Annotated in this window: 12 protein-coding genes and 1 pseudogene; 7 read left to right on the forward strand and 6 right to left on the reverse strand. The window is 51.5% G+C overall.

What is annotated here, in order from left to right; genetic code table 11:
* Positions 1–123: 123 nt before the first annotated feature.
* A complete protein-coding gene (gene ggt, locus J4617_RS16645; RefSeq protein ID WP_000805091.1) occupies positions 124–1,866 on the forward strand; it encodes a gamma-glutamyltransferase in 1,743 nt (580 codons plus the stop codon).
* Positions 1,867–1,910: 44 nt separating this feature from the next.
* On the opposite strand, the gene J4617_RS16650 is transcribed toward ggt, so the two are convergent.
* The 5 genes from J4617_RS16650 to yhhY all read right to left on the reverse strand — a co-directional run bounded on the left by J4617_RS16650 (position 1,911) and on the right by yhhY (position 6,711).
* Positions 1,911–2,945 carry a phosphotriesterase gene (locus J4617_RS16650; protein ID WP_000675710.1) on the reverse strand — a complete coding sequence of 345 codons (1,035 nt, stop codon included), beginning with the start codon at positions 2,943–2,945 and terminating at the stop codon, positions 1,911–1,913.
* On the reverse strand, positions 2,942–3,913 hold the full coding sequence (locus J4617_RS16655) for a DMT family transporter (protein WP_017465333.1): 972 nt from the start codon (positions 3,911–3,913) through the stop codon (positions 2,942–2,944). Before J4617_RS16655 ends, J4617_RS16650 begins: the two co-directional genes overlap by 4 nt.
* A gap of 53 nt (positions 3,914–3,966) precedes the next feature.
* A complete protein-coding gene (locus J4617_RS16660; RefSeq protein WP_001066509.1) occupies positions 3,967–4,728 on the reverse strand; it encodes a glutamine amidotransferase in 762 nt (253 codons plus the stop codon).
* 15 nt (positions 4,729–4,743) lie between these two features.
* The gene (locus tag J4617_RS16665) at positions 4,744–5,958 is read right to left on the reverse strand and encodes a PfkB family carbohydrate kinase (RefSeq protein WP_000667440.1); all 1,215 of its coding nucleotides are present in this window, start codon (positions 5,956–5,958) and stop codon (positions 4,744–4,746) included.
* Between the two features lie 264 nt (positions 5,959–6,222).
* A complete protein-coding gene (gene yhhY / locus J4617_RS16670; protein ID WP_001290278.1) occupies positions 6,223–6,711 on the reverse strand; it encodes an N-acetyltransferase in 489 nt (162 codons plus the stop codon).
* 467 nt (positions 6,712–7,178) lie between these two features.
* On the opposite strand from yhhY, the gene J4617_RS16675 reads away from it, so the two are divergent.
* The 5 genes from J4617_RS16675 to gntU all read left to right on the forward strand — a co-directional run bounded on the left by J4617_RS16675 (position 7,179) and on the right by gntU (position 12,169).
* Positions 7,179–8,216 (forward strand): oxidoreductase, encoded by a 1,038-nt coding sequence (locus J4617_RS16675; protein WP_000172396.1) that lies wholly within the window; start codon positions 7,179–7,181, stop codon positions 8,214–8,216.
* 123 nt (positions 8,217–8,339) lie between these two features.
* Complete coding sequence (locus J4617_RS16680) at positions 8,340–9,035, forward strand: pirin family protein (RefSeq protein WP_017465334.1); 696 nt, start codon at positions 8,340–8,342, stop codon at positions 9,033–9,035.
* 129 nt (positions 9,036–9,164) lie between these two features.
* Complete coding sequence (gntR, locus tag J4617_RS16685) at positions 9,165–10,160, forward strand: gluconate operon transcriptional repressor GntR (RefSeq protein WP_000730239.1); 996 nt, start codon at positions 9,165–9,167, stop codon at positions 10,158–10,160.
* Between the two features lie 138 nt (positions 10,161–10,298).
* A complete protein-coding gene (gene gntK, locus J4617_RS16690) occupies positions 10,299–10,832 on the forward strand; it encodes a gluconokinase (RefSeq protein ID WP_000108342.1) in 534 nt (177 codons plus the stop codon).
* Positions 10,829–12,169, forward strand: a complete 1,341-nt coding sequence (gene gntU, locus J4617_RS16695; protein ID WP_000105950.1) for a gluconate transporter — start codon at positions 10,829–10,831, stop codon at positions 12,167–12,169. Before gntK ends, gntU begins: the two co-directional genes overlap by 4 nt.
* Here the strand turns inward: gntU and J4617_RS16700 are convergent.
* A pseudogene (locus tag J4617_RS16700) lies at positions 12,086–12,465 on the reverse strand (MarC family protein). The gene gntU and the pseudogene J4617_RS16700 sit on opposite strands and share 84 nt — an antisense overlap.
* 126 nt (positions 12,466–12,591) lie before the next feature.
* Here J4617_RS16700 and asd point away from each other — a divergent pair.
* On the forward strand, positions 12,592–13,698 hold the full coding sequence (asd, locus tag J4617_RS16705) for an aspartate-semialdehyde dehydrogenase (RefSeq protein ID WP_000799940.1): 1,107 nt from the start codon (positions 12,592–12,594) through the stop codon (positions 13,696–13,698).
* The last annotated feature ends 7 nt before the right edge of the window (positions 13,699–13,705 follow it).

The raw sequence follows: 13,705 nt of genomic DNA on the forward strand, positions 1-13,705 counted from the left end.
TCGTCTCCTCCCGATGAGGCCTCTTTTTAAGTGTACCTCTATTTCGCCATGATGATGATTTTTTAAGCGTTGTGGGCCAGGATTAAACGGGACATACACCCATTTATCTGGAGAAAAACAACGATGAAACCAACGTTTATGCGCTGGGTGGCGATCGCCGCTCTGCTGGCCGGGGGGACGTTTAGCGCGGTGGCCAATCCTCCCGTCGCGCCGCCAGTCTCCTATGGTGTTGAAGAAGATGTCTTTCATCCTGTGCGGGCGACGCAAGGGATGGTGGCGTCCGTGGATGCAATGGCGACGCAGGTTGGCGTGGATATCTTAAAGCAGGGCGGTAATGCCGTGGATGCCGCCGTCGCCGTGGGCTATGCGCTGGCTGTCACGCATCCGCAAGCCGGGAATCTGGGCGGCGGAGGATTTATGCTGCTGCGCACTAAAGATGGCGCTACCACGGCGATCGATTTTCGTGAAATGGCGCCTGCTGGCGCGACCCGTGATATGTTCCTCGACGATCAGGGTAACGCCGATGCGAAAAAGTCGCTGACGTCGCATCTGGCATCCGGTACGCCGGGTACTGTGGCGGGGTTCTCGCTGGCGCTGGAGAAATACGGCACGATGCCGCTGAATAAAGTGGTGCGTCCGGCGATGAAGCTGGCGGAAGAGGGTTTTGTGGTTAACGATGCGCTGGCCGACGACTTAAAAACTTACGGCAGCGAAGTGATCCCCAACCATGAGAACAGCAAAGCCATTTTCTGGAAAGACGGCGAGCCGCTGAAAAAAGGCGATAAGCTGGTCCAGAAGAATCTGGCGAAAAGCCTGGAAATGATTGCCGAAAACGGCCCGGATGCGTTTTATAAAGGGGCGATTGCTGACCAGATTGCCGGAGAAATGCACAAGAACGGCGGTCTGATGATCAAAGAGGATTTAGCCAGCTATAAAGCCGTTGAGCGTACGCCAATCAGCGGTGACTATCGCGGGTATCAGGTCTTCTCCATGCCGCCGCCATCCTCGGGCGGTATTCACATCGTACAGATCCTTAATATTCTTGAAAATTTCGACATGAAGAAGTACGGCTTTGGCAGCGCCGATGCCATGCAAATCATGGCGGAAGCGGAAAAATACGCCTACGCTGACCGCTCAGAGTATCTGGGCGATCCGGACTTTGTGAAAGTGCCGTGGCAGGCGCTGACCCACAAAGCCTATGCGAAAACGCTGGCCGATCAAATTGATATCAACAAGGCCAAACCTTCCAGCCAGATAAAACCGGGCAAGCTCGCCCCGTATGAAAGCAACCAGACCACCCACTTCTCGGTGGTGGATAAAGACGGCAATGCTGTGGCGGTGACCTATACCCTGAACACCACCTTCGGCACAGGAATTGTGGCGGGAAATACCGGTATTCTGCTGAATAATCAAATGGATGATTTTTCTGCTAAACCCGGTGTACCTAATGTTTATGGCCTGGTGGGCGGCGATGCTAACGCGGTCGGTCCGAAGAAGCGTCCGCTGTCGTCGATGTCGCCGACTATCGTCGTTAAAGAGGGCAAAACCTGGCTGGTGACCGGCAGCCCTGGCGGGAGTCGAATCATCACTACTGTGCTGCAAATGGTAGTGAATAGCATTGATTTTGGCATGAACGTCGCCGAAGCGACCAACGCGCCGCGTTTCCATCATCAATGGTTGCCGGACGAACTGCGGGTAGAAAAGGGCTTCAGCCCCGATACGCTAAAGTTGCTGGAACAGAAAGGGCAGAAAGTGGCGCTGAAAGAAGCGATGGGCAGCACCCAAAGTATTATGGTTGGACCGGATGGCGAACTGTATGGCGCGTCTGACCCGCGTTCCGTGGATGATTTAACGGCGGGATACTGATTTTTAATTCCAGGCCCGGTGTCAGACACCGGGCTATTTGCAGATTATGCCGTGAGTAATCGGGCTGGATTATCAATACAAAGCTTGCGCAGAGTATCGTTGTCTACTCCGCGAGCAGCCAGATAGGCGAGGAAGACATTCGGGACAAACCCCCAGCCATTTCCGCCATTTTTCGCCCACATCTGTTTGAGAAAAACATCATGGCTTAAAACGATTTGGTCGGCGTAACCCAGTGCAATCAGATTCGCTACTGCATCTGCGGTCTCCTGAACGCCCGGCGCGACACCTTCTTTTGGAAAGGTGATGTCCAGACCAATCATGTCAAATTCAAGCCATACGCCGCGGTCGAGCATTTTACGTTGATAGACGACATCTTTTCCTGAAGGGTCCGAATGCGCCAGCGAGACTTTTGCCGGAGAGACGTTCATTTCTTCCAGCACGATATCCAGCACCTCATCCCCCAGCCGCAGCCACCCTGGCATATGGATATTCATCGCCGTGTGGGGGTTGTTACATTGTGCCAGAGACGCTGCCCGCAGGCTGTTACGCTCCGCTTGGGTAAACGCGGGAGATACGCCGATTTCACCGATCATGCCAGCGCGAATATCCGTCTCGCCAATACCCTGATTCAGTTCTTTATCAATGAGTGAGGCTAACAGCTCAACAGGTTTATGGATCCGGGTACTTTCAAATTTCTCCAGATAAGGTCCGGATGACGCAACGATATTCAAACCCGTTTTTAAGGCAACTTCTCGCAGCGCTGAGGCGTCCCGTCCAATGGATTCTGATCCGGTGGCGTCGACAATCGTCCTGCCGCCCAAAGACATAAAGTTATTGATTTCGAAGATAACATCATCAATCTCTTTGCGGTCCATGTTATCGGCGCAGCAGTATGGGTCGTGTTTCAGCCCCCACTGCAGGTCAGCACTGACTTTCTTTCCCACCAGTTGCTGTGAAAAAGCATAATGTGGCTCGTCTACGACCGAAGACAGATCGTTAAACAGATGTTCATGCGGTAGCGTCAGCCCCATATCCGTATGCGCCACCGGGCCTGTTACGGTTTGCAGGAAACCTTTCATTCTGACACCTCCATTCTTTGCGCCATTTTGGATGCTCTGTATTCAGGGATGGTGGTCACAATCGCACCGACTAACGCGAACAGCGTACCGATGATGGTGACCAGGTAGACCGTATTGCCTAATGAAGGGATCAATTCATCAATTAGCACTGAGCCAAGCAGTTGTCCTGCTGTTGACGCTACGCCCAGCATCAATAGTCCTAAGCCTCTCACCAGAATCGCCATTAGCCCGATGGACAGCAGACCCAGCGGACCACCGAGATACATCCACCATGTATCGGGTAACTGGATGGTGACATGGCCTAATGCGATACGTATCGCCAGCGCCGCGCCCAGGACACAAAAGCCGACGATGAAGTTCCATGTAATGGACACCAGCATGGAGCCCGTTGCCTCGGCGACTTTAGCATTCCCCGCAGGCTGCCAGCCAGCGAGTAACCCTGCCAAAAAGGGGAGGATAGCGAGCAGGATAAACGAGGTTGAGTGCCACTGTGGCGACACGACAAAAATGGTGGCGATAACGGCGAACAATGCGCCAGTAATGCGCCATGGCGTAAAATATTTTTTCTCCTCCACACCGATGCCAAAACGGTCGCACAGCAGGCCGGAAAGAAGCAGAGCGGAAATTAATGCCGTTTGAAAGGTGGCAACGCCCAGCGCGCTGGCGGATGCGCCTTCAGAAAATACGACCATCGCCCCGCATAATCCTGCAAACCAATTCCATAGCGGGATTTTTCTCTTTTTAATCAGAGTAGGGATTGAGACGAATTGCTGGCGTGTTTCTTTGCGCGCAATAATAATAAAAAACATGACGACCAGACCGCTGGCAAACGAGATTACTGCGCAAGCATTACCGTCTTGTAACCAATGTCCTAACTGCCCATTAACGGCAGACTGCATCGGGGAAAGCATACCGGCTAAGATGGTGGCAAGCATCAGTAAGGGGGTTGAGTACTTATTCTTGTTCATACATCAATCCTTATATTTTATAAAAGGAGTAACTTTCGTTACTCCATTGTTTTTTATTTTCTGGCGATGAATTGAAGCGTGTTGACCCACAGGTCGGTATAAAATGGCCATGACATAAACTGCTGGGTTCCCCAGTGTGGGGAGCAGTCACTCATAAAGCAGGCGGTTTTACCCTGTTGGTATTCACCGAACACTAACAATGGGTCATTATTTATTGTTAATACGACATCGGCATCGTCTCTGGCGACGGCCTGGTTATATCCAAGAAATACCGGATAATCTGAGAACCCGTTAACAACAGGATGTTCAGGTGAGACAGCCTCAGCACAGATACCCTCGGGCTTTTCTACCCGGTCATCGCCATCAAGCATAATAACTGGCAGAACCTCAGCAAGAACGGTGTTCTTATAATTGGCTTTTGCCTCAATACCCATAAATGACAGATAACCGCCAATCATGAGTAGTCCACCGCCATTTTTGACGTACTCTTTAATGGACTCCAGAGCGTTTGGTTTTATTTTTAGCTGATAAAATGTCTCGTTTTGCAACAGGAAGGTATTACTACCAATGTCGCTAATAACAATCACATCGTAACGGTTTAATTCGTCAATACTCTCTGGAAAGGCAATTTGTACCGTGTGGGCAGGCATGTAATCAATATCAACGCCGCCCTTCCTCAAGCATTCCAGTAACCATGTGGCGCCTTCTTCATATTTACTGGAGGTGAAACTGTCATAACCTTTTGAATGAATCATATGAATATGCCAGGATTCTCCAATAAAGAGCACCTTTAGTTTTTTCTGCGTATTGTTCATAGTCTGCTCCTTGATTTAGTGAGTAGAGATAGTTTGTTTGTAATGTGAACCCTGAATACGATGAAGAACGGAGTCGTTTTCCGGCATATCAGAGGCATTAGGCGTTTCAACCGCAAGTGAGGCAAATGCGCTGGCGTAGCACAATGCGGATGCCAGTGACTTTCCTTTTGCAAGACCAGATGCGAGGGCGCCATTGAAAGCGTCACCCGCTCCCGCCGTATTTTTTACAACTGCCGGAAATGCCGGGGAATAGATGAATTGTGTGCCATCATAAGCAAGCGAACCTTTGCTACCTAATGTAATAATGGTATTTTTGACGCCTTTCTGATGAATAATTTTGGCCGCGCATTTGGCTGATTCGATATCATTAACCGCCATATTGGCCAGCAGGCCGGCTTCCGTTTCATTTGGTGTAATATAGTCAATGTTATCAATGATGGTGTTAACCATGTCATTGTACGGCGCTGGATTGATGATGACCGGTATGTCATTTTTTTGTGCGAGACGAATTGTTTGCTGCAGCGCTTCGTAATTCGTCTCCAGTTGGACAAGAACAATATCTGAATGAACAATGGCTTCTTTCTGAATGGTGATTTCATCAGGGGAAATTGTCATGTTGGCGCCAGGGTAAATAGCGATGACGTTATCTCCGGTATCTCCATTCACCATGATGGTTGCTGTACCTGTTTGTGTTTCTTTGGTCTGGTAGATAACACTTTTATGGATTTTTGATGAGTTTATAAAATTAATGGCGTAATCACTAAAATGATCTGAGCCTACTTTAGTAATAAAATGCACATCAGAGTCGGCATAGCTTGCTGCTAATGCCTGATTACATCCCTTACCGCCGGGTGAAAAAATAAATTTATCGGCCAGCAATGATTCTCCCGTTGAGGGTAATCTCGGTAGATAACTGATAATATCAACATTGAACGAGCCAATAACACATACATTATTTTTCATGGCAGAGAGACCTTTTTTTATTTTCTGCGCTGATTCATATTTTTCCAGCACATAAGCAATTTCATTTTTTGCGACGTTATCAAGAGAATCAAGGGTAATAAATGCACCACCATGACAGCGAGTAAGATATCCCTGTCCGGCAAGTTCATTGAGATCTGAACGAATAGTTTCCTTTGTTACCTTGAGACTTTTCGCCAGATTTGAAACTTTTACAACTCCCGAAATACTGAGTTCCTTCAATATTCTATGATGGCGTTCAAATTTCATTTTTTACCTCACCGTGGTTAAATTAGTCCCGGGAGGAGTATATTGTTGTGATTGTCACCATAAAGTGATGGCAGAAACCAAAAAAAAACAAAAATGTAATATTAATATTGCTAAAATTACGGAAAAAACGGTGATAAAGCTTAAAGTGGTAATAACCATGAAATTCAGATGGTTATTGTTTTGATATAGGGGAAGTAGGTTGCAATAACTGGAATGTTGTGAAGGTTTGTGACGTTTCGCCCCACAGGGTGGGGCGGGGAAGCGTTATTTCACGCGCGCCATAAAGTACGCATCAACGTACTCACCGTTGCGCAGGCCGTATTTCTTACCAGTGCCTTCGATTTCAAAGCCGTACTTCTTATACACCGCCACCGCGGGCTCGTTATCAACAAACACCGTTAACTCGATACGGTCAACGCGCAGCCAGTTGTCACACATGTCGATCATCGTGCGGATCAGCGCGCTGGCAATGCCGCGATTGTGCCACCGGGCATCCACGCAGATACCAAAATCGGCCACGTGGCTGCGACGGGGACGTTGGGTGACCTGAATAGAAAGATGGCCAACGACAATATCGTCAATGCAGGCAACCAGTTGTTTAACCCCGGCTTGCTCGGTTAGCCGCGCCTGCCACATTTCGAGGGAAGGATGAGGAACCTGTAGCGTGTTGTGGTACACCTCCGGCTGGGCGTGGATCTGACGAATGGCGTCGTAATCTTTCGGTTCAGCGTGGCGTATCACTATTTCACTCATTCCTTATCTCCTGCAGGGGTAATTGTGTATTTACACTCGCTGAGAAAGAAAATTCCGTCAACTGCATTTTTTTGCAAAAAGAAGTAGACAAGTGCGAATGAGAATGATTATTATTGCCTTGCATTCAGGGGAACCCCTACGGAGAACCTGAAAGCACGACATTGCTCACATTGCTTCCAGTATTATTTTGGCCAGCTTTTGCTGGCTTTTTTTTTGGGTTTTGTTTCAGCCTGGCTTACTTGTCATTTTGTCCCCGGGAAGTGCTCGTGCTCCTCACGTACATTTAGTACGCTCCGGGCCCTGCGCGCTTGCCGTGAACAATCTGCCTGCGCCACTTACGCCCGATCTTGAGGCATCTGCTTTTGTAGGCCCAAAAAGGCAACGCCGCATCCGGCAAAGAATCCAACATTCAGTCTCCTCACGCTTTGCGCTATGGTGTAGACAATCATCTTCAAAAGGATCGTCTCATGACCTTACACTGCGCATTTATTGGATTCGGCAAAAGCACCACCCGTTACCATCTCCCCTACGTTCTGAATCGGAAAGATACCTGGCATGTCGCGCATATTTTCCGTCGTCACGCTAAACCGGAAGAGCAGGCGCCACAGTATTCACATATTCACTTCACCAGCGATCTGGATGAGGTGTTGGGCGATCCGCAGGTAAAGCTGGTGATCGTCTGTACGCATGCTGACAGCCATTTCGAATACGCCAAACGCGCGCTGGAAGCGGGTAAAAATGTGCTGGTTGAGAAACCTTTCACGCCGACGCTGGCGGAGGCAAAAGTGTTGTTCGACCTGGCGCGAAGCAAAGGACTGACCGTTACGCCGTATCAGAATCGTCGTTTTGATTCCTGTTTTCTCACGGCTAAAAAAGCGATAGAGAGCGGCAAACTGGGCAAGATTGTCGAAATTGAAAGCCATTTCGATTATTACCGCCCGGTAGCAGAAACCAAACCGGGCCTGCCGCAGGACGGCGCATTCTATGGACTTGGCGTCCACACCATGGATCAAATTATTTCGCTATTTGGCCGCCCGGATCATGTCGCGTATGACATTCGTAGCCTGCGTAATAAAGCGAATCCGGATGACACCTTTGAAGCGCAACTGTTTTATGGCGATTTGAAGGCTATCGTTAAAACCAGCCATCTGGTGAAAATCGACTATCCGAAGTTTATTGTTCACGGCACCAAAGGTTCGTTTGTGAAATACGGTATCGATCAACAAGAAACCAGCCTGAAAGCGAACATTATGCCTGGCGAGCCGGGTTTTGCCGCTGACGAATCCGTCGGTGTGCTGGAGTATGTCAATGACGACGGCGTTACGGTGAAAGAAGAGGTGAAACCGGAAACGGGTGACTATGGTCGCGTCTATGATGCGCTGTACCAGACGTTGACCGTCGGTACGCCTAATTACGTCAAGGAATCTGAAGTTCTTACCAACCTGGAAATCCTCGAACGTGCTTTCGAACAGGCAACGCCTGCGACGATAACCCTCGCTAAATAGCCCTTACAGACTCCTCTGCGCTTATTCATATTTTTTGAACAGAGGAGTCAATTTTCACCCTCTATGATCCCGGACGGAATGAGTCCACACTTATTCCATCGAAAACATCTGGGGGTGAACACAATGATCTACTTACGCAAAGCAAACGACCGCGGTCATGCGAATCATGGCTGGCTTGACTCCTGGCATACCTTTTCTTTTGCCGATTATTACGATCCGAACTTTATGGGGTTCTCGGCGCTGCGTGTGATTAACGACGATGTGATCGACGCAGGCCAGGGTTTCGGCACGCATCCGCATAAAGACATGGAAATTTTGACCTATGTACTGGAAGGCGCCGTAGAACACCAGGACAGTATGGGCAATAAAGAACAGGTTCCGGCCGGTGAATTCCAGATTATGAGCGCCGGGACCGGCGTTCGCCACTCCGAGTACAACCCGAGCAAAACGGATCGTCTGCGGCTGTACCAGATCTGGATCATTCCGCAAGAAACCGGCATCACGCCGCGCTACGAACAGCGCCGCTTCGACGCCGCGCAGGGCAAGCAACTGGTGCTTTCGCCAGATGCTCGCGATGGTTCGCTGAAGGTCCACCAGGATATGGAGCTGTACCGCTGGGCGCAGCTCAAAGATGAGCAGTCGGTGCATCAGATTGCCGCTGAGCGCCGCGTCTGGATCCAGGTGGTAAAAGGTAACGTGACCATTAACGGCACCAAAGCCACCACCAGCGACGGCCTGGCGATTTGGGATGAGCAGGCAATCTCGATTCATGCCGACAGCGACAGTGAAGTGTTGCTGTTTGACTTGCCGCCAGTTTAACGTGCTGTAACCTTTTGTAGGCCGGATAAGACGCGAAAGCGTTGCCATCCGGCTTTTCATCGTTTGTCATTAATTCCGCACGTCCGTGGTAAACTGGGCAAATCTATCCCTTTTATACCTTTCAGGACGATGAAAAAGAAAAGACCCGTACTTCAGGATGTAGCCGACCGCGTGGGCGTGACCAAAATGACGGTCAGCCGTTTTTTGCGTAATCCGGAGCAGGTCTCCGTCGCGCTGCGGGGTAAAATTGCGGCTGCGCTTGATGAGCTCGGGTACATTCCTAATCGCGCGCCTGACATTCTTTCCAACGCCACCAGCCGCGCCATTGGCGTTCTGCTGCCGTCTTTAACCAACCAGGTCTTTGCGGAAGTGTTACGCGGCATTGAGGCTGTCACCGACGCGCATGGTTATCAAACCATGCTGGCGCACTACGGCTATAAACCGGAGATGGAGCAGGAGCGCCTGGAATCGATGCTCTCCTGGAATATCGACGGCCTGATCCTCACTGAGCGTACCCATACGCCGCGCACCTTAAAAATGATCGAAGTCGCCGGGATTCCGGTGGTGGAACTGATGGACAGCCAGTCGCCGTGTCTCGATATTGCCGTCGGTTTTGACAACTTCGAGGCCGCCCGTCAGATGACCGCCGCGATTATCGCGCGTGGTCATCGTCATATCGCCTATCTGGGGGCGCGCCTCGACGAACGTACTATCATCAAGCAGAAGGGCTATGAACAGGCGATGCGGGACGCAGGCCTGGTTCCTTACAGTGTGATGATGGAGCAATCTTCATCCTACTCTTCCGGTATCGAACTCATGCGCCAGGCGCGACGTGAATACCCACAGCTTGACGGTATTTTTTGCACCAACGATGACCTGGCGGTGGGGGCGGCCTTCGAATGCCAGCGCCTGGGGCTAAAAATCCCGGACGACATGGCGATCGCCGGGTTCCACGGTCATGACATCGGCCAGGTGATGGAACCGCGTCTGGCAAGCGTCCTGACGCCGCGCGAGCGAATGGGCAGCATTGGCGCGGAACGCCTGTTGGCTCGCATTCGCGGCGAAACGGTCACGCCGAAAATGTTAGATTTAGGTTTCACCTTGTCACCGGGCGGATCTATTTAGTCTGACAACTTTGAAGTAGCTCACACTTATTCACTTTTGGCACGAATGGTCATTGCGTCGTGAATGGTGCGGTTGGACAATGTTACCGATAACAGTTACCCGTAACAAATTTTGCAACTTGTAGAGTGGGGGCCCGCTTTGAGCACGACTAATCATGATCACCACGTTTACGTTCTGATGGGCGTATCAGGCAGCGGTAAATCCGCTGTCGCAAGCGCCGTGGCGCATCAGCTTCATGCCGCGTTTCTGGACGGCGATTTTCTGCATCCGCGCTGCAATATTGAAAAAATGGCTTCCGGCGAGCCGTTGAATGATGATGACCGCAAACCGTGGTTACAGGCGCTGAACGACGCCGCTTTCGCGATGCAGCGTACCAATAAAATCTCGCTGATCGTCTGCTCCGCACTGAAAAAACATTATCGCGACCTGCTGCGCGAGGGAAACCCGAACCTCTCCTTTATCTATCTGAAAGGTGATTTCGACGTCATTGAAAGCCGTCTGAAAGCGCGCAAAGGTCATTTCTTCAAAACCCAAATGCTGGTGACGCAGTTTGAAACGCTGCAAGAGCCGGGTGCCGACGAACGCGATGTTCTGGTGGTGGATATCGACCAGCCGCTGGAAGGCGTCGTGGCGAGCACCATTGAGGTCATCAATAAAGGCAGTACGCTGTGAGTACATTAACACTGGTTTTAACCGCCGTCGGTTCCGTCTTACTGCTGCTGTTTTTGGTGATGAAGGCGCGTATGCACGCCTTCGTCGCGTTAATGGTCGTCTCGATGGGCGCGGGGCTTTTTTCAGGGATGCCGCTTGATAAAATCGCCGCGACCATGGAAAAAGGGATGGGCGGCACGCTGGGATTCCTGGCGATTGTGGTCGCGCTGGGGGCGATGTTCGGCAAGATTCTGCATGAAACCGGCGCGGTCGATCAGATAGCCGTCAAGATGCTTAAATCCTTTGGCCATAACCGCGCGCACTATGCGATTGGCCTGGCCGGGCTGATTTGTGCGCTTCCGCTGTTCTTTGAAGTGGCGATTGTGCTGCTGATAAGTGTGGCATTCTCTATGGCGCGTCATACCGGCACAAACCTGGTGAAGCTGGTCATTCCGCTGTTTGCGGGCGTGGCGGCAGCCGCGGCGTTTTTGTTGCCTGGGCCTGCGCCGATGCTGCTGGCTTCCCAGATGCATGCTGATTTCGGCTGGATGATCCTGATTGGGCTGTGCGCCGCTATTCCTGGCATGATTATCGCCGGGCCGCTGTGGGGGAATTTTATCAGCCGTTACGTTGAGCTGCGTATTCCTGACGACATTACCGAGCCGCATCTGGGTGAAGGTAAAATGCCTTCTTTCGGCTTCAGCCTGTCGCTGATCCTGCTGCCGTTGGTGCTGGTAGGGCTGAAAACGATCGCCGCGCGTTTTGTGCCGGAAGGTTCCACCGCTTACGAATGGTTTGAGTTTATCGGTCACCCCTTCACTGCGATTCTGGTCGCTTGTCTGGTAGCGATTTATGGCCTGGCGATGCGTCAGGGGATGCCGAAAGACAAAGTGATGGAAATCTGTGGCCACGCGCTGCAACCGGCGGGCATTATCCTGCTGGTGATTGGCGCAGGCGGGGTGTTCAAACAGGTACTGGTTGACTCCGGCGTCGGCCCGGCGCTGGGCGAAGCGTTAACCGGTATGGGACTGCCGATTGCCATTACCTGCTTTGTGCTGGCGGCGGCAGTGCGCATCATTCAGGGTTCCGCGACCGTGGCGTGTTTAACCGCGGTCGGTCTGGTGATGCCGGTCATAGAGCAACTGAATTTCTCCGGCGCGCAGATGGCTGCGCTCTCTATCTGTATCGCCGGCGGTTCAATTGTGGTTTCTCATGTTAACGACGCTGGCTTCTGGCTGTTCGGTAAATTTACCGGCGCGACCGAAGCGCAGACGTTAAAAACCTGGACGATGATGGAAACTATCCTCGGTACGGTCGGCGCGATTGTCGGGATGATTGCTTTCCAACTGCTGAGCTGAGTCTTGTTGCCCGGTGGCGCGGTGCTTACCGGGCCTGGAAACGGGCACATATCGACACCGTAAGCCGGGTAAGGCGTAATCGCTACCCGGTTTTTTATTGAGGTGTGCATGGCAATCGCCCAACGACATTTTGCCTCGCCATGTTTCAGTACGCGCATAAAAGCAGGCAAATTTCTACGCTGATCCATAATTAGGATCAATAAAACAGCGACGGAAATGATTCCCTTCCTAACGCAAATTCCCTGATAATCGCCACTGGACTTTCTGCTTGCGCGGTAAGGCAGGATAAGTCGCATTACTGATGGCTTCGCTATCATTGATTAATTTCACTTGCGACTTTGGCTGCTTTTTGTATGGTGAAGGATGCGCCACAGGATACTGGCGCGCATACACAGCACATCTCTTTGCAGGAAAAAAACGCTATGAAAAATGTTGGTTTTATCGGCTGGCGCGGAATGGTCGGCTCTGTTCTCATGCAACGCATGGTAGAGGAGCGCGATTTCGACGCTATTCGCCCTGTTTTCTTTTCTACCTCCCAGTTTGGACAGGCGGCGCCCACCTTCGGCGACACCTCCACCGGCACGCTACAGGACGCTTTTGATCTGGATGCGCTAAAAGCGCTCGATATCATCGTGACCTGCCAGGGCGGCGATTATACCAACGAAATTTATCCAAAGCTGCGCGAAAGCGGATGGCAGGGTTACTGGATTGACGCGGCTTCTACGCTGCGCATGAAAGATGATGCCATTATTATTCTCGACCCGGTCAACCAGGACGTGATTACCGACGGCCTGAATAATGGCGTGAAGACCTTTGTGGGCGGTAACTGTACCGTTAGCCTGATGTTGATGTCGCTGGGCGGTCTCTTTGCCCATAATCTCGTTGACTGGGTATCCGTCGCGACCTATCAGGCCGCCTCCGGCGGCGGCGCGCGCCATATGCGCGAGCTGTTAACCCAGATGGGTCAGTTGTATGGCCATGTCGCCGATGAACTGGCGACGCCGTCTTCCGCAATTCTTGATATTGAACGCAAAGTTACGGCATTGACCCGCAGCGGCGAGCTGCCGGTTGATAACTTTGGCGTACCGCTGGCGGGAAGCCTGATCCCCTGGATCGACAAACAGCTCGATAACGGCCAGAGCCGCGAAGAGTGGAAAGGCCAGGCGGAAACCAACAAGATTCTCAATACTGCCTCTGTGATTCCGGTTGATGGTTTGTGCGTGCGCGTCGGCGCGCTGCGCTGTCACAGCCAGGCGTTCACCATCAAGCTGAAAAAAGAGGTATCCATTCCGACGGTGGAAGAACTGCTGGCGGCACATAATCCGTGGGCGAAAGTGGTGCCGAACGATCGTGATATCACTATGCGCGAATTAACCCCGGCGGCGGTGACCGGCACGTTGACTACGCCGGTTGGTCGTCTGCGTAAGCTGAACATGGGGCCAGAGTTCTTGTCGGCGTTTACCGTAGGCGACCAGTTGTTATGGGGCGCCGCCGAGCCGCTGCGTCGAATGCTGCGCCAGTTGGCGTAGTAGCTAT

This window comes from Salmonella sp. 32010601201800023SM, assembly GCF_017572235.1.
Classification (GTDB): domain Bacteria; phylum Pseudomonadota; class Gammaproteobacteria; order Enterobacterales; family Enterobacteriaceae; genus Salmonella; species Salmonella enterica.